This window comes from Streptomyces albireticuli (assembly GCF_021228125.1).
Classification (GTDB): domain Bacteria; phylum Actinomycetota; class Actinomycetes; order Streptomycetales; family Streptomycetaceae; genus Streptomyces; species Streptomyces albireticuli.
On the sequence record NZ_JAJQQS010000006.1, the window covers coordinates 201,372 to 221,993 of the forward strand.

Below are 20,622 nucleotides of genomic sequence, written 5' to 3' on the forward strand. Positions count from 1 at the left end.
CCAGCCCCGCCCCTTCCCGAAACCGGGGGCTCCGCCCCCGGGCCCCCGACCCCCCGGGCCCTTGGGCGCCCGGGGCCTTGGGCGCCCGGGGCCCCGGACCTCTGGACCTCTGGGCCCCCGGACCCTTGGCCGCGCTGACGCGCGGTGGCCTCAATCGCCGGCCGGGCTGATTCCGCCCCTGTCCGAGGCTGCCTTTCCCGCCCGGTTCCGGGCAACGATTCAGCCCGTCCGGCGTTTGAGGACCGGGGTCCGGGGCGGAGCCCCGGTTCGGGAAGGGGCGGGGCTGGGGAAAGGCCCCGCGCAGCGGCACCACCCCGCAACGGCCCCCCGCAACGGCACCACCCCGCAGCGGCACCCGCCCCCACCGTCACCTCACCCCGCCAAACACCCCCGCACAGCACCCACCAGCAACGGCCCCCGAGCATCCTCCCCACCCATCATCCGGTTCGTCACATACGCGAACCCGACCCCCAACTCGTCGTCCCCCAGCGCGAAATGCCCACCCGCCCCCTCGTTGCTGAAGCTACGCGCCCCCAGCAGCGGAACGCTCTCCGTCGCGACGTTGAAGCCGCTGCCCCAGTGGACGCCCATGTCGGGGAAGCCCGACCACGAGGGCCCCTCGGTTCGTACGCGCAGGGCGTCGGTGAGGGTCTCCCGGGTGAGCAGGCGCGGCGCGCCGTCGACGCCGGTCGCGGCCGCCGCGTAGAGCGTGGCCAGGCCGCGGGCGGACGAGACGGCGCCCGTGGCGGGGATCTCGGCGGCGAGGAGCGCGGGCGAGTTGCGGCCGCGCGGGTCGTCGAGGCCGGGGAACGCCAGCGCCCCGTCCATCGTGAGGATCCGTGCGAAGAGGGAGTCGGCCGGGAGGTCCGGGTACGTCCCGGGGGCCTCGGCGAGGCGGGCCAGGCCGGGGAGTTCGGCTTCGGGGACGCCGATCCAGGTGGTCAGCTTCAGCTCGTCGGCGACGGCCGCGCGGAAGTAGGCGCCGGGCGTGAGGCCCGTGATCCGGCGGATCAGCTCGCCGATCAGCCAGCCCATGGTGTGCCCGTGGTACTCGTGCGCGGTGCCGGGCTCCCAGTACGGTGCCTGCTCCTCCAGGGCGCGTACCACCGGCGTCCAGGCGAGGACCTCCTCGAAGGTCAGCGGCCGGTCGATGACGGGCAGGCCGGCGCGGTGGGCGAGGACCATGCGCGGGGTGATCCGCTCCTTGCCGTGGCGCGCGAACTCCGGCCAGTGGTCGGCGATCGGGGCGTCGAGGTCCAGGCGCCCCTCCTGCGCGAGGAGGTGGGCGCAGACGGCGACGATGCCCTTGGCGGCGGACATGACGGGGACGGCGGTGTCCCGTTCCCAGGGCCGGCCGGTGCGTTCGTCGGCGGTGCCGCCCCACAGGTCGACGACCTTGCGGCCGTCCACGAACACGGTGACGGCCGCGCCGAGGTCCCCGTGGTCGGTGAAGTTCCTGCCGAACGCGTCCGCGACGGCGCCGAACCCCTCGTCGGCCCACCCGTTGTACTCCACCGATCCCAGCCTTCCGTCCGTGCGTCGCGTCCTGTGTGACGCGCGCGGTCACGATACGTGTGAGGGGCAGCTTGTTCGAGCGATATTTCCCGGAGTTCCGGGTCCGGTCGGCCGGGGGGCCGGGTGATGGCAGTCTTGAGGCCATGCGCCAGCCCTTCCCCGCCACCGCACTCGGAACCGGCAGTGGAACCGCCCGCCGAACCACTCGCCGGGCCACCGGCCGAACCACCGGCCGAGCAGCCCGCCGGGCCGTCCTCGGACTCGCCGCGCTGAGCGCGTTCGGCGCGTTCGCCGCGGTCACCGTCCTGCCGGTGTCCGCCGTCGCGCGGGCGGCGGCGGACGGCGCGGGCGCCGTCGCCGAGGCGCCCAAGTCGTTCACGATCACGGACCCCCGGATAAGGGAGTCCAGCGGCCTGGCCGCCAGCCGCGCGCACCCGGGCGTGTACTGGACGCACAACGACAGCGACGACGGCCCGTACGTCTATGCCGTGGACGGCCGCACCGGCCGTACGGTCGCGACCGTCACCCTCGCCGGCATCGAGCCCCGGGACGTGGAGGGCATCTCGATCGGGCCGGACGGGAACGTCTACGTCGGTGACATCGGGGACAACTACGGCGGCCGCTGGCAGCAGGTGTGGATCTACCGCTTCCGCGAGCCGGAGAAGCTGGCCGACACCACCGTCACCCCCGTACGCCATACCGTGCGCTACGACGACGGCCCGCGCGACGCCGAGTCGCTGATGGTGCACCCCAAGACCGGCCGGGTGTACATCGTCAGCAAGAAGCAGTCCGGGAAGGGCGCGCTCTACGCCGGGCCGGAGAGGCTGTCCGCGTCCGGTGTGAACACCTTCCGGCGCGTCGCGGACATCGACGTGTGGGCCACGGACGGCGCGTTCTCGCCGGACGGCACACGCCTCGTCGTGCGGAGCTACTTCGACGCGCGCGAGTACCGCTGGCGCGACGGGCGGCCCGAGGAGGTCGGCCGCCCGGGCGTGCCGTTCCAGCGGCAGGGGGAGTCGGTCACCTTCGCGCTCGACGGGCGGACGCTGATGTACGGCTCGGAGGGCAGGCGGAGCTCGGTGCAGCCGGTCGGGCTGGACGGCGACCTGCTGCCGGACTCGGTGGCCAAGGCGGCGGACGACGCCAAGAACGGCGGCGGGGCGTCGTCGGACGGGAAGTCCGGTGACGGTGCGGACGACGGTGACCGCAACCGCAATCTCGCCGTGGGGGCGGGAACGTTCGCGGTGGCGACGCTGCTGGTGGTGGCGTTGCGGAGGCTGTTCCGGAAGAGGTAGCCGCCATCCGGCGCGCCCGTGCCCGGTTTTCCGGGTGCGAACGCTTTTGCGAGGTGGAGACAAGAAGGGGGTGTGGGCCACGGAGGGCGTGGCCCGTGGAAGGGGAGGTCCGTGGCGACGGACGAGGAACTGCTGGCGCGCTCGGGGACCGACGCGTCGGCCTTCGAACCGCTCGTGGAGCGGCATTCGAGGGCACTGCACGGCTACTTCGCGCGCCGGGCGCCCGGCGCGGCGGACGATCTGCTGGCCGAGGCGTGGCTGCGGGCCTACGCGGGGCGCGGCACCTACGACGCGGCCCGCGGGCCGGTCCGGGCGTGGCTCTTCGGCTTGGCCCGCAACGTACTGGCCGCGCACTGGCGCGGGCAGGAACGGCCCGCGGCCGCGGCCGCGCTCGCCGGCGAGGCGAGCAGCGACCCGTGGCACGCCGTCGACCGGAGGCTGGACGCGGCGGCGGTCGCGCCGCTGATGCGCCGGACCCTGGCCGAGCTGCCGGACGTGGAGCGGGAGCTGCTGCTCCTGGTCGCGTGGGAGCAGCTCAGCCCCACCGAGGCCGCGGCCGTCGTCGGCGTCCCCGCGGGCACGGCCAGGTCCCGGCTGCACCGGGCGCGCACCCGGCTGCGCGCGGTGCTCGTCCCCTCCGCCCCGATCCCCCTGACAGGAGACCTCGCATGACCGGGCAGCAGGACATGAACGACAGGGACCTCCTCGACTTCCCCGGCGCCCGGCGGCTGAAGGCCGCGGGCAAGGTCGCGCCGCCCTCGGCGGCCGCCGTCGCCGCGGCGCTGGCCGCGGTGCGGTCGGCGGCGGCCGGACAGACGGCCGGACAGACGGCCGGGCAGACGGCCGGGCAGACGGCCGGGCAGACGGCCGGGCAGACGGCCGGACAGGCGGAGGGGGACGGGTCGGTCGTCGCGCTGGAGCTCGAACGGGAGCCGGTGGCCGCGGCCTTCCCGGCCGCACCGGTCGTCCCCGTACGGACGTGGCGGCGGCGCCTGCCCGTGCTCGTCTCGGTGGCGGCGGTCGTCGCGATCGCGCTGGGCGTCGCGTTCCAGCCCTGGTCGGGCTCCGGGGGCGGCGTGCAGGTATCCCCGGCGGCGGAAGGTACGACGGAGCAGGCGGGGGCGGTGCCGTACTGGAAGGTGCGGATCCACCACTGGGGCCGGACCGTCGAGCGGTGGGAGGAGTCGTACGAGACCGTCTGGCTGAGCCGGGGCGACACCCGCGGGCAGTTCGGCGACGGTCCGGTGCGTGAGTACACCCCGGGGGCGACGTCGGGGACGGTCTATTCGGTCGGCCGCAATCTGATCATGTGGCGCGAGATCGGGACGCTGCCCACCGACCCGGCGGCGCTGCGGGCGCGGCTCGTAGGGAAGGCCACCGGGGAGGAGACCGAGGAGGGACTCTTCGACGGCGTCGAGGAACTGCTCGCCCGGTCACCCGCCGAACCGGAGCTGCGGGCCGCGCTGTTCAAGGTCCTCACCGGAATCCCCGGGGTGCGGGTGACGGAGCGGGTCAAGGACAGCACCGGGCGCGTCGGCACGGCCGTCGACATGGACGCCGACACCTGGCACAAGCGGCTGATCATCGACGCCGGGGCGTTCCACACGCTGGAGGCCGTGACCACGGCGCGGAACGACGGCCTGAAGTGGGGCACGCAGAAGCTCCGGGCCGGGGACGTTCTCCAGCGGACCACGTATCTCTCGATGGGGCCCGCGCGGGAGGCTCCGGAGCTGTCCCCGAAGGAGTAGCGGCCCCCTTCCCGTATTCGGCGGGGCCTCGCGACGCCCCTGCGCGGCCCGCCTCCGCCTCGGCCGTCCGCGGGCCGGTCCCGCACACGCTCGGCCTGTCCGGCGTTGGAGGACCGGGGCCCGAGGGGGGCGGAGCCCCCGGTTCCGGGAAGGGGCGGTGACAGGAGGAAAGCCCCCGCGCAGTGGCACCCCTCCCACCCCGCACCCCATCGAGTCCATAGCGGAACCCAACAATCTCCCCGCCCCCGACTCCGTTGATCAACTAGCGCCTGTTCCCGCCCTCCCCTTGGCACAGTGGACCCGAAGGCGGAAGCCCGCACTACCCGCCACCGCGGGTGAACTGTGTCATCACCACAAGGGGGACCCTCATGCCCGTCACCAACGAAACGGTCGTCGTCACCGGCCTCGGCGCCACCACCCCCCTCGGCGGCGACGTCGCCACCACCTGGCAGGCGATGCTCCGCGGCGAGAGCGGAATCCGCGCCGTCGAGGACGACTGGGCGGCGGAACTGCCCGTACGCATCGCGGGCCGCCTGCGCCAGGAGCCGGCCGGGCTCCTGGACCGCGTGCAGGCCCGGCGCATGGACCGGTGCGAACAGATCGCGCTGGTCGCCGCCCGCGAGGCGTGGGCCGACGCCGGGCGCCCCGGGGTGGAGCCGGAGCGGCTCGCCGTGGTCATCGGCACGGGCACCGGCGGCGTCCTGACGCTGCTGGGCCAGGACGACGTCCTGGAGGCGTCGGGCGTGCGGAAGGTGTCCCCGCACACCGTGCCGATGCTGATGGCCAACGGCCCGGCCGCCTGGGTCAGTATGGAACTCGGGGCCAGGGGCGGCGCCCACACCCCGGTGAGCGCCTGCGCGTCCGGCGCCGAGGCGATCGCCATGGGCCTGGACCTGATACGGCTCGGCCGCGCCGACGTCGTGGTCGCCGGCGGCACGGAGGCGTGCGTCCACCCGCTGCCCCTCGCCGGATTCGCCCAGGCCAAGGCCCACTCCACCCGCAACGACGACCCGGCGGGCGCCTCCCGCCCCTTCGACACCGGCCGCGACGGCCTCGTCATCGGCGAGGGCGCGGGCGTGGTCGTCCTCGAACGCGCCGGTTTCGCCGCCGCGCGCGGCGCCCGCCCGCACGCGGTCCTCGCGGGCGCGGGCGTCACCTCGGACGCGCACCACATCACGGCCGCCCACCCCGAGGGCCAGGTACGGGCGATGCGCCTCGCCCTGTCGACGGCCGGACTGACCCCGGCGGACATCGCCCACGTCCACGCCCACGCCACGTCCACCCAGCTCGGCGACCTGGTCGAGGCCCGCTCGGTGGCCGAGGCCATCGGCACCCACCCGTCGGTGACGGCCACCAAGTCGATGACCGGTCACCTCTTCGGCGCGGCGGGCGCGATCGGCGCGATCGCGGCGATCCTCGCCGTACGCGACGGCGCCGTCCCGGCCGTACGCAACCTCGTCGACCTCGACCCCCAGGTCGACCTGGACGTGGTCACCGGCACTCCGCGCCACGCCCCCGTACCAGCAGCCCTGGCCAACGCCTTCGGCTTCGGCGGGCACAACGCGTCGCTGGTGTTCACGGCGGCGGGCTGAGCCAATTCGGCCCGACGGCACCGGTCGGCCGGTGGCCGGGTGCGATCCGGGCCTGCCCGCCCGGTACGCACGGGCGCTGGACAGCCGGCCCCCGGAGCCGGGTCGGGGCCCGCCGCGCGGCGGAGTCGCGCAAGAGAGCGGCGGGAAGTGGCCGGGGTGGGGAAAGATCTGCCGGACACGCCCTGGAAGCCGGACGGTTCGCGGGAGGATAACGGTGTACTCGCCCCCACGGGACGCGGCCGAGGAACGTCGGATGCGTACCCGTCACGACCAGGCCGCCCGCGCCCTCGCCGTCACGCTCGGCCGTCAGGAGTACATTCGCCGCGCCCTGCCGGAGTTCCTCGGCGTCCCCGCCCCCGACGCCATCACCTGGACCACCGCCCACGGCGACCTGCACTGGGCCAACCTCACCGCCCCCGGCCTGCGGATCCTCGACTGGGAAGCGTGGGGCCGGGCGCCCCACGGCTACGACCAGGCCACCCTCTACGCCTACAGCCTGCTCCAACCGGCCACGGCCGCCCGCGTCCGTGCCGCGTTTCCCGAGCTGGACGCCCCTCACACCTGGACCGGGCAGGCCGTCATCGCCGCCGAGCTCCTCCAGACCCTCACCCGCGGCGACAACCACGACCTCGCCGGTCCTCTGCGCGCATGGGCCTGCCGGCTGCGCGCGCGGGCACCCCGCTGAGGTGTCGTAGGCGGACCCGCCTCAGTCCTGGGCGCCCTTGACGATCGCGGCGGCCTGTTCGGTGACGAACGACCCCATGCCCGGAGTCGTCACGATCAGCCCCTCGGTGCGGAGGGCCGCGGTGACCTTGCGCACCGTGATGCGGGCGACGCCGAACTCCTCCTCCAGGCGGATCTCGGAGATCCGGTGGTTCGGCGGGTACTCGCCGGTCGCGATGCGGCGACGGAGAACGTCCGCGATCTGTGTCCACTTGGGGAGGGTCGGATTGAATTCCACGTACGGGACTGTATGTATAGGCACTCAATCAAACATAGAAGCTAATGGTAATCACCGGTAGTGACTAGCTATAGACAGGTCAATACAGGAAACCTACTGTGGGAGGCCCCCGCGAACCCCTGTGGCCGTGCCGCCGACCCGGGGGCGGGGCCACCCGCTGACCTCTCAGGAGCTGTTGACGTGCGAAATCTCATCTCCGGCCTCCTCGTGCGCGTGAGGGCGCGTTTCGCTCGGCGCACACCCGCAATGAACTCCCGCACCACCCCCACCCCACCCCCCACCCCCCTCTACGTCGCCGCAGGCGCCCACGGCTTCAACCTCGCCCCCTGCGCCCCCGCCCTCTCCGATCCCTGCGACTGCCCCGAGTCCGTCCAAGTCCCGCTCACCCGCGCCCCGATCGGCGCTCTCGTCGTCGACACCGTCGCGGGCGGTTCCGGGCGGGTCGTCGAGGTGGAGGCCAGTGGGATGGTGCTCGTGCGGCATCCCAACGGGCTGATGTGGCGCAGTTGTACGCTCCGGCCGGCCGGGCCGGTCGAGAGGCTGAACCTGCTGGCGGCGGACGCCGTTCACGCGGACCGGGGGTAAGGGGCGCCGCGCGTCACGCGTCGAAAGACTAAGGGGAGTCCGGCTCCTCTTGTGGTTCAACTCACCCCGCCCGCCTGCGGATAAAAGTTGACCGTACACATACATCCGTGGGTACGGTCATACCGGCAGACGATCACGGGGGGGAGTGAGCCGGAGCCGGCCGCAGCGTGCTGCGCCGTGCCCAACTGTGCCCAAAACACGCTTTGTCGACGCGCAGGACCGATTCCGCGCGGCCGAAGCCCCACCGCCACGCACAGCCCACCGCACGGCTCACCCGTCTCGCATCCCCCCGCAGTGCACTGGCGTCTCCACCCCCCACCTCAGCGATGGCCCACCGAAGGGTTACGACATGTCTCAACGCGCCGGTTTACAGGCATATTTCACGTCACTCGACGGCATACCCCGGCCCGCGCCCGGGCGCCACGTCCTCGGTACGGTCGCGTTCGGCGAACGCACCGGCCTCTCCCTCACCGGGCAGGGGCACCCGGAGCTCGCCATTCCCATGTCCTCGCCGGGTTTCGACTCCTTCCGCGAGGTGTGGACCACCGGCACCGAGCCGGTCTCCGGCACCCGCGGCAACCTGGCCTTCGCCCACGACGGCGAATACCTCTTCATCTCCGGCGCCCTCCCGCCGCTCCCCGTGTACCGGAAGACGGTGCGCGAGGTGTACGAGGCGGCCTTCGCGCTGGTCAATGAGCTCGGATACCCGCACATCTTCCGGATGTGGAACTTCGTCGGCGACATCATCGGCCCCAACGCCGAAGGCATGGAGATCTACCAGGACTTCGTCGCCGGCCGCGCCGAGGCCTTCGCGTCGTACGGCGACGGCACCGGCCACATGCCGGCCGCCACCGGCATCGGCACCCGGGGCGAGGGCATCTCCTTCACCCTGCTCGCCTGCCGCGAGGGCCGCCCCCGGCACGTGGAGAACCAGCGGCAGACCCCCGCGTACCACTATCCCGAGCAGTACGGCCCGAAGCCGCCGAGCTTCGCCCGCGCCACCCGGCTCCACCCGGCCGGGGCCGGGCAGGGCGACGGCGCGCTGTTCGTCTCCGGCACGGCCAGCATCCTCGGCCACGAGACCGTCCACCGCGGCGACGTCGCCGCGCAGACCGACGTCGTGCTGGAGAACATCGCCGAGCTGATCGGCGGCCCCAACCTGGCCGCGGCCGGCCTCGACGGCGGCCACGAGCTCAAGGACCTCCGCCTGGTCAAGGCGTACGTACGCCACGAGGCCGACCTCCCGGTCGTACGCGAGCGCTGCCGGTCCGCCTTCGGCCCCGACACCGAGGTCATGTACATGAACGTGGCCGTGTGCCGCGACGACCTGCTGGTGGAGATCGAAGGACTCGTCCCCGGCCCGGAGTGGACCCGGTGAACGACTCGCTCGCCGTCGCGGGGGCCCCGGCCCCCGCGGTCTGGGACCTGTTACCCGCCGAGCAGCAGCCGCGGTGGAGCGCCCACCCCGACCTCCCCGGCGTACGCCGCGCCCTCCAGGACGCCCCCGCGCTCACCACCGCCGCCGACGTCCGCACCCTGCGCCGGCAGCTGGCCGAGGTGGCACTCGGCCGGGCCCGCCTGCTCCAGAGCGGCGACTGCGCCGAGGACATCCGCGAACGCGGCCCCGCCCACACCGCCGCCAAGGCCGAGCTGCTGGCCGGGCTCGCCGACCGGATGGCCCTGCGCACCGGCCGGCCCGTCGTACGCGTCGGCCGGATGGGCGGCCAGTTCGCCAAGCCGCGCAGCAGCCCCACCGAGACCCACGACGGCGTGGACCTCCCCGTCTTCCGCGGCCACCTCGTCAACTCCCCGGAACCCCACCCCGCGGCGCGCCGCCACGACCCCAACCGGATGCTCCAGGCCTACGAGGCGAGCGCGGCCGTGCTGCGCGCGCTCGACGACCGGCGCACCGACGCCTACGGGCCGTGGGCGTCCCACGAGGCCCTGGTGATGGACTACGAGAGCCCGCAGGTGCGCCGCGACCCGGAGACCGGCGCCCCCTACCTGGCCTCCACCCACTTCCCGTGGATCGGGGAACGCACCCGCCAGCTCGGCCTCGCCCACGTCGAGTTCCTCGCCTCCCTCGCCAACCCGGTCGCCTGCAAGATCGGCCCGTCCGCCTCCGCCGAACAGGTCGTACGCCTCTGCCGCGTCCTCGACCCGGACCGGCTCCCCGGCCGTCTCACGCTGATCCTGCGCACGGGCGTACGGACGCCCGCGTCGGCCGTCACCCCCGTCGTCGAGGCCGTACAGCGCGCGGGCCACCCCGTCGTCTGGCTCAGCGACCCCCTGCACGGCAACACCGTGCAGACCTCCACCGGCCTCAAGACCCGCCGCCTGGCCGACGCCGTCGGCGAGGCCGTCGCCTTCCGGCGCGTCCTCGAACAGCAGGGCCTGCACCCCGGCGGCCTCCACCTGGAGACCGCGGCGGCCGACGTCACCGAGTGCCTCGGCGGCCCCGTCGCCGACGAGCACGCGCTGTCCGGGCGCTACGAGTCGCTCTGCGACCCGCGTCTCAACCCGGCGCAGGCCCGTGAGCTGATCGACGCCGTCTTCTCCTGACCCCCGGCCGGATCCCGGACCGTACCGGGCCGGATCCCGGACCGTACCCCCTCTCAGATAGGAACACCGTGCCCCAGACGCCGACCGACCTCCGCATCGGTGTCGTCCTCCCCGGACGCGAATCCGTCGTCGAACGCAACGACTATCCCCGCCACCTCGGCGAACTGAGCCGGAAGATCGAACAGCTGGGGTACGACTCCATATGGGCCGGCGAGTCCCCGCTGGCCCGCTCCCGGATGAACCCGGTGCTCGCCCTGACGGCTGCGGCCACCACCACGGAGCGGGTCCAGCTGGGCACGGCGGTGCTGCTGCCGCTGCGCCCGCCCGTCCACCTGGCCCACGAACTCGCCTGCCTGGACCGGATCTCCGGCGGCCGCCTGATCGCCGGCCTCGGCTCCGGGTTCTCCTCGCCCGCCACCCAGGCCGAGTTCGCGGCGTACGGCATCCCGTTCGGCGAACGGGTCGGCCGTATGCGCGAGACCCTGGAGATCTGCCGCGCCCTCTGGCGCGCCGAGGGCGAGCCCGTCTCCTTCGACGGGAAGTACTACCGGCTGGAGGACGTGGCACTGCTGCCCGTACCCGACCAGCCGGCCGGGCCCCCGCTGTGGATGGCGCACTCCGGCGAGAAGATGCTGGAGCGCACCGGACGGATCTACGACGGGTGGATGCCCACCAGCACCACCGCCGCCGGCTACGCGAAGGGCTGGCAGCGGGTGCGGGAGGCCCGCGAGGCCGCCGGGCGGCCCGAGTCCGACGTCACCGGCGCCGTCTACCTCTCGGTCGCCGTGGACCGGACCCCGGAGAAGGCCGAGGAGACGCTGAAGGCGTACTTCGGCGCCTACTACCGCCTCGACCTGCCCACCATGCGCACCACCCAGGGCATCTTCGGCGGCACCCCCGAGCAGGTCGCCGAGTGGGTCGGCGGCTACATCGCGGCGGGCGCCCGCCACATCGTGCTGCGCCTGCCCACCCCCGACCTCCACGAGCCGAGCTACAGAGCCGCGCTGGACCGGACCGCGGAGGAGCTGCTGCCACTGCTGCGCGGCCTCGCATGAGCGCCGTCCAGCAGACCGGTACGGCCCGGCACTCCCGGGCCGGGCGGGGGCCCGGCGTCTGGCTCGCCGCCTGGCCCCTGACCGCCGTCTTCATGCTCTCCAACGCGCCGACCCCGATGTTCGTCCTGTGGCAGCAGCGCATCGGCTTCGGCACCGGTACCCTGACCGTCGTCTTCGCCTCGTACATCGGCGGGCTCCTGGTCGCCCTGCCGGTCGCGGGCGTCCTGTCGGACCGCTACGGCCGACGGACCGTCCTCGTCCCCGCCGTGCTGTCCGCCCTCCTCGCCTGCCTGCTGTACGCGACGGCCGGCAGCGTCGCCGCCCTGATCGCCGCGCGCCTGCTGACCGGCCTCGCGGTGGGCGGCGCGGTCGCGGCGGGCATGGCCGCGGTGTCCGACGTCGGCGGCCCCGACCGGCGCCGGCAGGCGTCCCTCGCCGGATCGGTGGCCATGGGCACCGGCCTGGCGTCGGGCCCGCTCCTGGCCGGCTGCGCCGCCCAGCTGCTCCCGGCCCCGACTGTGACGGTGTTCGTCGCCGAGGCCGCCCTGCTGCTGTCGGCCCTGCTGGTCATCCGCGGGCTGCCGCAGGTCCGCCGCGACGGCGCCGGCGGCTCGTGGCTCCGGCTGCCGTCCGTGCCCCGCCCCAACCGGCGGGACCTGCTGGCCGGCCTGGCCGCGTACATGCCCGGCATGACCGGGACGTCCTTCCTGCTCGCGCTCGGCCCGTCCATGCTGGCCGACCTCCTCGGCACGACCAACCGGATCGTGGCGGGCGGCTCGGCCTTCGTCATGTTCGGCGCGTCGACCGCCGTGCAGTTCTTCGTGAGCCGGTGGCGCCCCCACCGCCTCCTCGCCACGGCGACGGGCGCGACCGCGGCCGGCATGCTGCTGGTGATCCTCGCCGTGCGCGCCTCGTCCATTGGGCTGCTGCTCGCCGCGGCGGTACTGGCCGGTATCGGCCAGGGCATGGGCCAGCTGGGCGGGTTCTCCCTGCTGAACGCGCGGGTGCCGGGGCTTCGGCTGGCGGAGGCGAACGCGGCGTTGAGCGCGTGGGGTTATCTCTTCGCGGGGATCTTGCCGGTGGGTACGGGCTATTTGAGCGATGCGCGGGGGATCGGGTTCAGTGCGTCGCTGCTGGGGGCTGTGGTGGCGGGGGCGGCGCTTGTGGGGACGGGGTTTGTGGTGCGGCTGGGACGGCGGGGGTAGGGGGGCGGGGCGGGGGTGCCGCTGCGCGGGGCTTTTTCCCCTACCCGCCCCTTCCCGAATGTCCTCAAGCGCCGGACGGGCTGATTTTCAGCCCGTCCGGCGCTTGAGGACCGGGGTCCGGGGCGGAGCCCCGGTTCCGGGAAGGGGCGGGGTGGGGAAGAGGCCCGCCGCAGGCGCACCCCCGCCCCCACCCACCCGCACCGACTACAGCCGCTCGATCACGTAATCCACGCACACCGTCAGCGCCTCGACATCCGCCGGATCGATCGCCGGGAACATCGCCACCCGCAACTGATTCCGCCCCAGCTTCCGGTACGGCTCCGTGTCCACGATCCCGTTCGCCCGGAGCGCCGCCGCGACCGCCGCCGCGTCCACGTCCTCCGAGAAGTCGATCGTGCCGATGACCGCCGACCGCTTCGCCGGGTCGGTGACGAACGGCGTCGCGTACTTGGACGCCTCGGCCCACCCGTACAGCGTCCGCGCGGACGTCGCCGTGCGGCGGACCGCCCAGTCCAGGCCGCCCTGGCCGTTCATCCACTCCAGCTGCTCGTTGAGCAGGAAGAGGGTGGAGAGGGCGGGGGTGTTGTAGGTCTGGTTCTTCAGGGAGTTGTCGATCGCGGTCGGCAGCGAGAAGAACTCGGGGACGTGCCGCCCGGACGCGTGCACCCGGGCCGCGCGCTCCAGCGCCGCCGGGGAGAACGCCGCCAGCCACAGGCCGCCGTCGGCGGCGAAGGACTTCTGCGGGGCGAAGTAGTAGACGTCGGACTCGGTGATGTCCACCGGCAGCCCGCCCGCGCCCGACGTGGCGTCGACCAGGACCAGCGCCCCGGCGTCCGCGCCCTCGACGCGCCGCACCGGCGCGGCGACGCCGGTCGACGTCTCGTTGTGCGTAAGGGCGTAGACGTCCACGCCCGCCTCGGCACGCGGCTCCGGGTGGGTGCCCGGCTCCGAGGAGACGATGCTCGGCTCGGCCAGCCACGGGGCGAGCTTCGCGGCCTTGGCGAACTTGGAGGAGAACTCACCGAACGACAGGTGCTGCGACTTGTTCTCGATCAGACCGTGGGTCGCGATGTCCCAGAACGCGGTGGACCCGCCGTTCCCGAGGATCACCTCATAGCCCTCGGGCAGTGAGAAGAGGTCCCGGACGCCGTCGCGCACCTTGCCGACCAGGTTCTTCACCGGGGCCTGGCGGTGTGACGTGCCGAGCAGAGAGGTTCCGGTGGCAGCCAGGGCGCCGAGCGCCTCCGTACGCACCTTGGACGGGCCCGCGCCGAAGCGACCGTCGGCGGGCTTGATGTCAGCGGGAATCTGGATATCAGCCACGGGGGCAGCCTAATGCGTGGGGGCGCGTCGTGGATCTGCGTCCATCGGGTGAGATGCGTCGCCCGAGTCCGTACGCTCGATGTACCCGCCGTGTGCCGTTCCCGCTCGCCCTCCGCCGAGTTCCGGCGAGCGCCCGCGGCCCGCCGCGGACAGGCCGGACGAGGGGGAAGTGATCGCCGTGCGAGGTGTGTTGCTGGATGGCCGGTACCGACTGGGCGAGCGGATCGGCAGCGGGGGCATGGGGCAGGTGTGGTCCGCCGTCGACGAGCGCATGGACCGGCCCGTCGCGGTCAAGCTGCTCTCCACGGCGGTCGACGCCGGGGACCCGGTCCTCGTGGCCCGGTTCGAACGGGAGGCGCGTGCCGCGGGCCGGATCTCCAGCCCGTACGTCGTCACCGTCCACGACTACGGGGAGGCCGAGCTCGACGGCAGGCCCACGCTCTACCTCGTCATGGAACGGCTCCAGGGGCGGACGCTGGGCGCCGTCCTCGCCGGCGGGCGGCCACGGCCCGCGCAGGCGGTGACCTGGGGCATGCAGATCTGCGAGGCGATGGCCGCCGCGCACCGGGCCGGGCTCGTCCACCGCGACATCAAACCGGCGAACGTCATGGTGACCCCCGAAGGCACCGTCAAGGTCCTGGACTTCGGCATCGCCCGGTTCGTCGAGGAGACCGCCGCCCTCACGACGCTCACCGAGACCGGCCACGCCGTGGGCACCCCGGCGTACATGTCGCCGGAGCAGGCGCGGGGCTCCCGGGCCATCGGGGCGGCGTCCGACCTCTATTCGTTCGGCTGCCTGCTGTACGCCCTCCTGTGCGGCGAACCCCCGTTCTCCGGCGTCCCCCTCGTCCTGATGCGCCAGCACCTCGAAACGGTCCCCGACCCGCCGTCCCGGCGCCGCCCCGGCCTCTCCCGCCACCTCGACAGGCTCGTCCTGGACCTGCTGCGCAAGGACCCTGGGCAGCGGCCGGGCAGCGCGGGCGAGGTGACGCGGAGACTGCGGCTCGCCTCCGGCGGGGGTGGTGAGGGAGACAAGGGGAGTGGCAGCGACTCGGGAGGCGGCGGGGACGGGCCGGTGCCGAAGGCCCCCCGGCCGGCCGAGTCCTCGCGGGCGCCTGGCGGGGGAGGGCCTGCGTATGGGGCGCCTGGCGGGGGAGTGCCCGCGCACGGTGCCCCCGACGCGGGACGGCCCGCACGCGGGGCGCCCGCCCTTCCGCCCCGCCGCTGGACGCCTGCTCCGCCGCCCGGCAGCCGGGCGCCGTTCCTCCGCGGGGCGTCCTCTTCACCGCCTGAACGCCGGGCGCCGCTCCACCGGCGGTCATCCGCTTCGCCGCCTGCGGGCGGGTCACCCACGCCTCCGCCTGCCGGCGGGTCACCTGCCCCGGCGCCTGACGGCCGGTCGGCGGCTTCACCGCCTGCCGGCGGATCGCCGGTCCCGCCGCCGGGCCGTCGGTCGCCTGCTCCTTCGCCGGGCGGCCGGTCGTCCGCGTCTGCGCCGGGCGGCCGGTCGTCCGCGTCTGCGCCGGGCGGCCGGTCGTCCGCGTCTCCGCCGGACCGTCGGTCGTCCGCGTCTCCGCCCGCCCGCCGGTCGCCCGGTCCCTACGGGTCGTCCGACCCTCCTCCCGTCCGCCGGTCCTCGGATCCCCCCTTCTCGCCCGTTCCGCCTTCGCCCTCCTCCGCCTCCCCGCCGCCGTGGTTCCCTCCTCCGTCCTACGGCGGGGTGCGTCCGGCCGCCCCGTACTTCCCTTGGCGGCCGCCCGAGCCCGTTCCCCTTCCCGATCCCGTTTTCGTGGGCCCCAGCAGGGCGGCACCCTCCACGCGCCGCAAGGACTCGCGCCCCGTCGCCCTGGCCGGTCTCCTGACCGGGATGGTCACCGGATGGCTGCTCGACGCGATGACCACGTGGTCCCTCACCGCCGTGGTGGTGATCGCCTGCCTCGTCCCGGCCGTGGTGATGCCCCTCGCCGTGCTCGTGGGCCAGGGCTACGACGGGCTGGGACCCAAGAAGACGGCGGGCGCCGCGGCGATGCTGTGCGCGACGGCGTTCGTGTCGGGATTCGCCCTGCTCACCCCGCTGGTCTGGTGGCGCGGCACGCTCGTCGGGCTCGGCGTGGCCCTGGGGTGCGCCCTCCTCGTGGCGCTGAGCTCGGAGTACTTCAACGACAACGTCTCGCGCCTCGCGTCGTACGCCGTGCCCGCCGCGGGCCTGACGACCGGCTCCGTCTGCTTCGCCACGGTCTTCACGGCGGGCGGACGCGGAGGGGCGGCCTGGTGGTGGGGCACGCTCTGGGGGCTGGTCGTGTTCACCGCCGTCCAGGTGGTCCTCGCGGTCCTCATCCGGGCCACGGACGACTAGACGGGCGATCGGACGGACGACCGGAGGGCGACCGGACGAGCCGCGAATTCCGGCCCGTCCGGCGTTCGGGTGCGTGCATCCGAACGCCGGACGCATGCGGAACGGGGCGACGAGGGGAAAGGTTGACCCATGCCCCTCAGCGAAGGACCGGCCCCCTCCCTGGCCCCCGCCCTGCGGAAAGCCGTACGCGGCGACGTCGACTTCGGCGCCGCCGCCCGCGCCCTCGTCACCATGGACGCCTCCAACTACCGCCGCGTCCCCCTCGGCGTCGTCGCCCCGCGCGACGCCGACGACGTCGCGGCCGCGCTCGCCGTCTGCCGGGAGCACGGCGTCCCGGTCGTGCCCCGGGGCGGCGGGACGTCGATCGCCGGACAGGCCACGGGCACCGGCGTCGTGCTCGACCTCACCCGGCACATGGACGCGATCACGGCCCTCGACCCGGACGCCCGCACCGCCGTCGTCCAGCCCGGCGTCGTCCTCGACACGCTGCGGGCCGCCGCGGGCGCGTACGGGCTGACGTTCGGGCCCGATCCGTCCACGCACGGGCGGTGCACCCTCGGCGGGATGATCGGGAACAACGCGTGCGGGTCGCACTCCGTGGCCTGGGGGACCACCGCCGACAACGTCCACGCGCTCGACGTCCTCACATACGGCGGCGAACGCGCCCGCCTCGGGCAGGGCCTCGACGGTCTGCCCGCGCGGCTCGCCGACGGGCTCCGCGCCCTTGTCCAGGGCGACTTGGCGCTGCTGCGCACCGGGTTCCCGGACCTGCCCCGGCGCATCTCCGGCTACGCCCTCGACGCCCTCCTCCCCGAGCGGCGCACCGACGTGGCGCGGGCCTTCACCGGCAGCGAAGGGACGCTCGGCGTGGTCACGGAGGCCACCGTCCGCCTCGTCGAGGCGCCGCGCGCCCGGGCCCTGGCCGTGCTGGGTTACGCGGACGAGAGCGCCGCGGCCGACGCCGCCCCGCTCCTGCTCCCCTTCGGCCCGCTGACCGTCGAGGGCATGGCCGCCGATCTGGTGGGCGACCCGGTGGGCGACGCCGCCGGGCTGCCGGAGGGCGCGGCCTGGCTGTTCGTCGAGACCGGCGGCGCCTCCCCGGCGGAGGCCCGCGCCCGCGCCGAGGAGATCGCCCGGGCGGCGGCCCCCGAGACGGCCGGCCGCACAGTCGTCACCGACCCGGCCGGGCAGCGCGCCCTGTGGCGCGTACGCGACGACGCCGCCGGTACCGCCACCCGGCTCCCCGACGGCACCGAGGCGTGGCCCGGCTGGGAGGACTGCGCGGTCCCGCCGCGCCACCTCGGCGCGTACCTGCGGGAGTTCAGGGCGCTGCTGCGCCGCTACGGGCTGCGCGGCGCGCCCTACGGTCACTTCGGCGAAGGCTGCGTCCACGTACGGATCGACTTCGATCTGCTGGGCCGGGACGGCGTGTGCCGCTTCCGGGAGTTCTCGGCCGACGCCGCCGGACTCGTCGTCGCCCACGGTGGCTCGCTCTCCGGCGAGCACGGCGACGGGCAGGCGCGCGCCGAACTGCTGCCGGTGATGTACGGGCCGGAGGTCGTCGGCCTCTTCGCGCGCTTCAAGGACCTCTGGGACCCGGCGGGCGGCCTCAACCCCGGCGTCCTCGCCCGCCCGCGCCGCCTCGACGAGAACCTCCGCTTCGAGGTCCTGCCGAAGCGGCCGGTCCCGGTCGAGTTCGCCTATCCGGATGATGGAGGGGATTTCACAGGGGCGGTACGCCGCTGCGTGGGCGTCGCAAAGTGCCGGGAGACCACCGCGGAGGGTACGGGCGTGATGTGCCCCTCGTACCGCGTGACGCGCGAGGAGCGGCACTCCACGCGCGGCCGGGCCCGGCTGCTGCACGAGATGCTGGCCGGCGGGCGGGGCGGTGTGATCACGGACGGCTGGCGGTCGGAGGAGGTCCGGGAGGCGCTCGACCTGTGCCTTTCCTGCAAGGGGTGCCGGAGCGACTGCCCGGTGGGCGTGGACATGGCCACGTACAAGGCGGAGTTCCTCCACCACCACTACGCGGGGCGGGTGCGGCCCGCCGCGCACTACTCGATGGGCCGGCTGCCGGTGTGGCTCCGGGTGGCGTCCCCGGCGGCCCGGCTCCTCAACCGGCTGGCGCGGGTGGGGCCGCTCGCGGCGCTGGTGAAGCGGCTCGGGGGGATCGCCCCCGAACGGGAACTCCCCGAGCTGGCGGGGGAGACGTTCACGCGGTGGTGGGCGCGGCGGGGTGCCGTGCGGCGGGCTTCTCCCCGGCCCCGCCCCTTCCCGGAACCGGGGGCTTCGCCCCCGGGCCCCCTTTCCGCGCTCCGCGCGGTGTCCTCAAACGCCGGACGGGCTGTTTTTCAGCCCGTCCGGCAATTGAGGACCGGGGTCCGGGGCGGAGCTCCGGTTCGGGAAGGGGCGGGTAGGGGACAAAGCCCCGCGCAGCGGCACCCCGCCCCCACCCCCGCCCTCGCACCCGCATCCGCACCCCGCCCAGCCGCCCGCCCCACCGTCCTCCTCTGGCCCGACACCTTCACCACCTACCTCACCCCCGGCGTCGGCCGCGCCGCCGTCGCCGTCCTGGAAGACGCCGGCCTGCGCGTCCTCGTACCGCCGCGACGGCCCTGCTGCGGTCTCACCTGGATCTCCACCGGTCAGCTCGGCCGCGCCCGCGCCGTCCTGCGCCGCGCCCTCGACGTCATGGCCCCGGCCCTCGCCGCCGGGCTGCCTGTCGTCGTCCTGGAGCCCAGCTGCGCCGCCGCCCTTCGCACCGACCTCCCGGAGCTGCTGCCCGGCGACCCGAGGGCACGGCAACTCGCCTCGGCGGTACGGACCTTCGCCCAGGCGGTCGAGGAGTACGCCCCGGACTGGGAGCCGCCCCGGATCGGCCGTCCCGTCGTCGGGCAGACACACTGCCACCAGCACGCCGTCCTGGGTGACGCCGCCGAACGGCGGCTCCGTGCGCGCGCCGGGCTCGACGGCGCGCTGAGCGGCGGCTGCTGCGGGCTGGCGGGCAACTTCGGCTTCGAGCGCGGGCATTACGACGTGTCCGTGGCGTGCGCGGAGGAGCGGCTGCTGCCGTCCCTGCGGGCGGCTCCGCCGGGGGCGGAGGTGCTGGCCGACGGGTTCTCCTGCCGTACGCAGATGGCGCAGCTGGCCGCCGGTGACGGCGGGCCGCGCGCCCGGCATCTCGCGGAGGTGCTCGCGGAGGCGCTCGTCCGGAAGCCGCCGGTTCCGTAGAGCCCTGGCGAAAATAGATGCAAGCACGCTTGATTGTTTCTCCCGTGGGTGCCACGCTCTCCGTGCGGCGGGTCCGGCGACCGGGCCCGTACGTACCTGATGCTCCGTCAAGTTACCTTTCCCGAGGGGAGCGCGGCGTGGCCGACCCGGTGGAAGTGCTCGCCGATCTGCGTGCGGAGGGCGAAGACCTGGACCGCCTCGTGTCCGGCCTCCCGGACGGTCCGGCCGCCGTCGGGGCGCCGGGCGGGGCGCCGGGCGGGGCGCCGGGCGGCGGCGACGCCCGTACGGTCGCCCCGGCCGCCGGGGGCTGGGCCGCGCCGACCCCCGCGCCCGGGTGGACCGTCGCCCACCAGATCGCCCATCTGACCTGGACCGACGAGCGCGCCGTACAGTCCGCGACCGACCCCGAGGGCTTCGCCGAGGAGGTCCGGCGGGCCGCCGCCTCACCCGGCACGTTCGTCGACGAGGGCGCGGCGGGTCCGGCCGCGCTCGCCCCCGGCGTCCTGCTCGCCCGCTGGCGGGAGGGCCGAGCCACCCTGCTGCGGGTGCTCGCGGCCGTACCGCCGGGGGCGAGGCTGCCCTGGTACGGGACGTCGATGAGCGCCGCCTCGATGGCCACCGGGCGGCTCATGGAGACCTGGGCGCACGGCGAGGACATCGCGGACGCCCTCGGCGTACGCCGCCTGCCCACGGTCCGGCTGCGGCACGTGGCCCGCATCGGCGTACGGGCCCGCGACTACGCGTACGCGGCCCACGGGCTCACCCCGCCCGCCGAGGAGTTCCGCGTCGAGCTCCTCGCCCCCGACGGACGGACCCTGTGGACGTACGGGCCGAAGGACGCCGCCCAGCGCGTCACCGGCCCGGCGCTCGACTTCTGCCTCCTCGCGACCCGGCGCGCCCACCGCCACGACCTGGCCCTGCGCGCCCACGGCCCGGACGCGGACCGCTGGCTGGACATCGCCCAGGCCTTCGCGGGCCCCCCGGGAGCGGGCCGGAACCCCCGGCGCGCGGGGCGCCCGGAGAAGGCCGGCGACGGGTCGGACGGCTTCCCGCCCGGCGCGGGCCGGGGGCCGGGTGCCGGTGGTGGTCATGGCGACGGTGGTCCTGGTCCCGGCCCCGGCTCCGGCGGCGCGCCTGCCGGCACCCCGCCCGGCGCCGGCCGGGACCGTGCCGGCCCGCCGTCGGAGCGGCCGG

General features: G+C 74.8%; 15 protein-coding genes and 1 pseudogene. 13 read left to right on the top strand and 3 right to left on the bottom strand.

Translation table 11 applies throughout. From position 1 onward, the window contains the following. Positions 1-372 precede the first annotated feature (372 nt). Positions 373-1,515, bottom strand: a complete 1,143-nt coding sequence (locus tag LUZ64_RS13885) for a serine hydrolase domain-containing protein (RefSeq protein WP_232390037.1) — start codon at positions 1,513-1,515, stop codon at positions 373-375. A 143-nt stretch (positions 1,516-1,658) separates the two neighbouring features. Here LUZ64_RS13885 and LUZ64_RS13890 point away from each other — a divergent pair, with 143 nt between their 5' ends. The 5 genes from LUZ64_RS13890 (at position 1,659) to LUZ64_RS13910 (ending at position 6,835) form a co-directional block, all read left to right on the top strand. Next, a complete protein-coding gene (locus tag LUZ64_RS13890) occupies positions 1,659-2,810 on the top strand; it encodes a hypothetical protein (protein ID WP_232390038.1) in 1,152 nt (383 codons plus the stop codon). Between the two features lie 111 nt (positions 2,811-2,921). Next, positions 2,922-3,482: an RNA polymerase sigma factor gene (locus tag LUZ64_RS13895; protein WP_095580269.1), complete on the top strand. Its 561-nt coding sequence runs from the start codon at positions 2,922-2,924 to the stop codon at positions 3,480-3,482. Then, positions 3,479-4,558 (top strand): hypothetical protein, encoded by a 1,080-nt coding sequence (locus LUZ64_RS13900; protein ID WP_095580267.1) that lies wholly within the window; start codon positions 3,479-3,481, stop codon positions 4,556-4,558. Before LUZ64_RS13895 ends, LUZ64_RS13900 begins: the two co-directional genes overlap by 4 nt. Positions 4,559-4,926: 368 nt before the next feature. Continuing rightward, entirely contained in the window at positions 4,927-6,150 is a 1,224-nt protein-coding gene (locus LUZ64_RS13905; protein WP_095580265.1) for a beta-ketoacyl-[acyl-carrier-protein] synthase family protein, read from the top strand. Between the two features lie 253 nt (positions 6,151-6,403). Continuing rightward, positions 6,404-6,835, top strand: a complete 432-nt coding sequence (locus LUZ64_RS13910) for a hypothetical protein (protein WP_095580262.1) — start codon at positions 6,404-6,406, stop codon at positions 6,833-6,835. 21 nt (positions 6,836-6,856) lie between these two features. Here LUZ64_RS13910 and LUZ64_RS13915 read toward each other — a convergent pair whose 3' ends face one another. Then, positions 6,857-7,111, bottom strand: a complete 255-nt coding sequence (locus LUZ64_RS13915; protein ID WP_095580260.1) for a GntR family transcriptional regulator — start codon at positions 7,109-7,111, stop codon at positions 6,857-6,859. 246 nt (positions 7,112-7,357) lie between these two features. On the opposite strand from LUZ64_RS13915, the gene LUZ64_RS13920 reads away from it, so the two are divergent. The 5 genes from LUZ64_RS13920 to LUZ64_RS13940 all read left to right on the top strand — a co-directional run bounded on the left by LUZ64_RS13920 (position 7,358) and on the right by LUZ64_RS13940 (position 12,518). Further along, positions 7,358-7,696: a hypothetical protein gene (locus LUZ64_RS13920; protein ID WP_232390039.1), complete on the top strand. Its 339-nt coding sequence runs from the start codon at positions 7,358-7,360 to the stop codon at positions 7,694-7,696. 349 nt (positions 7,697-8,045) lie between these two features. Further along, on the top strand, positions 8,046-9,074 hold the full coding sequence (locus tag LUZ64_RS13925) for an FkbO/Hyg5 family chorismatase (protein ID WP_095583454.1): 1,029 nt from the start codon (positions 8,046-8,048) through the stop codon (positions 9,072-9,074). Then, positions 9,071-10,258: a 3-deoxy-7-phosphoheptulonate synthase gene (locus LUZ64_RS13930; protein ID WP_095583455.1), complete on the top strand. Its 1,188-nt coding sequence runs from the start codon at positions 9,071-9,073 to the stop codon at positions 10,256-10,258. Before LUZ64_RS13925 ends, LUZ64_RS13930 begins: the two co-directional genes overlap by 4 nt. 68 nt (positions 10,259-10,326) lie before the next feature. Beyond that, positions 10,327-11,313 carry an LLM class flavin-dependent oxidoreductase gene (locus LUZ64_RS13935; protein ID WP_170116866.1) on the top strand — a complete coding sequence of 329 codons (987 nt, stop codon included), beginning with the start codon at positions 10,327-10,329 and terminating at the stop codon, positions 11,311-11,313. Next, a complete protein-coding gene (locus tag LUZ64_RS13940) occupies positions 11,310-12,518 on the top strand; it encodes an MFS transporter (protein ID WP_232390040.1) in 1,209 nt (402 codons plus the stop codon). Before LUZ64_RS13935 ends, LUZ64_RS13940 begins: the two co-directional genes overlap by 4 nt. 204 nt (positions 12,519-12,722) lie before the next feature. Here LUZ64_RS13940 and serC read toward each other — a convergent pair whose 3' ends face one another. Beyond that, a complete protein-coding gene (serC, locus tag LUZ64_RS13945; protein ID WP_095584954.1) occupies positions 12,723-13,841 on the bottom strand; it encodes a phosphoserine transaminase in 1,119 nt (372 codons plus the stop codon). Between the two features lie 169 nt (positions 13,842-14,010). Here serC and LUZ64_RS13950 point away from each other — a divergent pair, with 169 nt between their 5' ends. The 3 genes and pseudogenes from LUZ64_RS13950 to LUZ64_RS13960 all read left to right on the top strand — a co-directional run. Beyond that, positions 14,011-16,197, top strand: a complete 2,187-nt coding sequence (locus LUZ64_RS13950) for a serine/threonine-protein kinase (protein WP_170116959.1) — start codon at positions 14,011-14,013, stop codon at positions 16,195-16,197. Positions 16,198-16,326: 129 nt separating this feature from the next. Further along, the gene (locus LUZ64_RS13955; protein WP_232390041.1) at positions 16,327-19,428 is read left to right on the top strand and encodes an FAD-binding and (Fe-S)-binding domain-containing protein; all 3,102 of its coding nucleotides are present in this window, start codon (positions 16,327-16,329) and stop codon (positions 19,426-19,428) included. Positions 19,429-19,565: 137 nt separating this feature from the next. Further along, positions 19,566-20,444, top strand: a pseudogene (locus tag LUZ64_RS13960) (TIGR03084 family metal-binding protein); the annotation flags it as partial. Between the last annotated feature and the right edge of the window lie 178 nt (positions 20,445-20,622).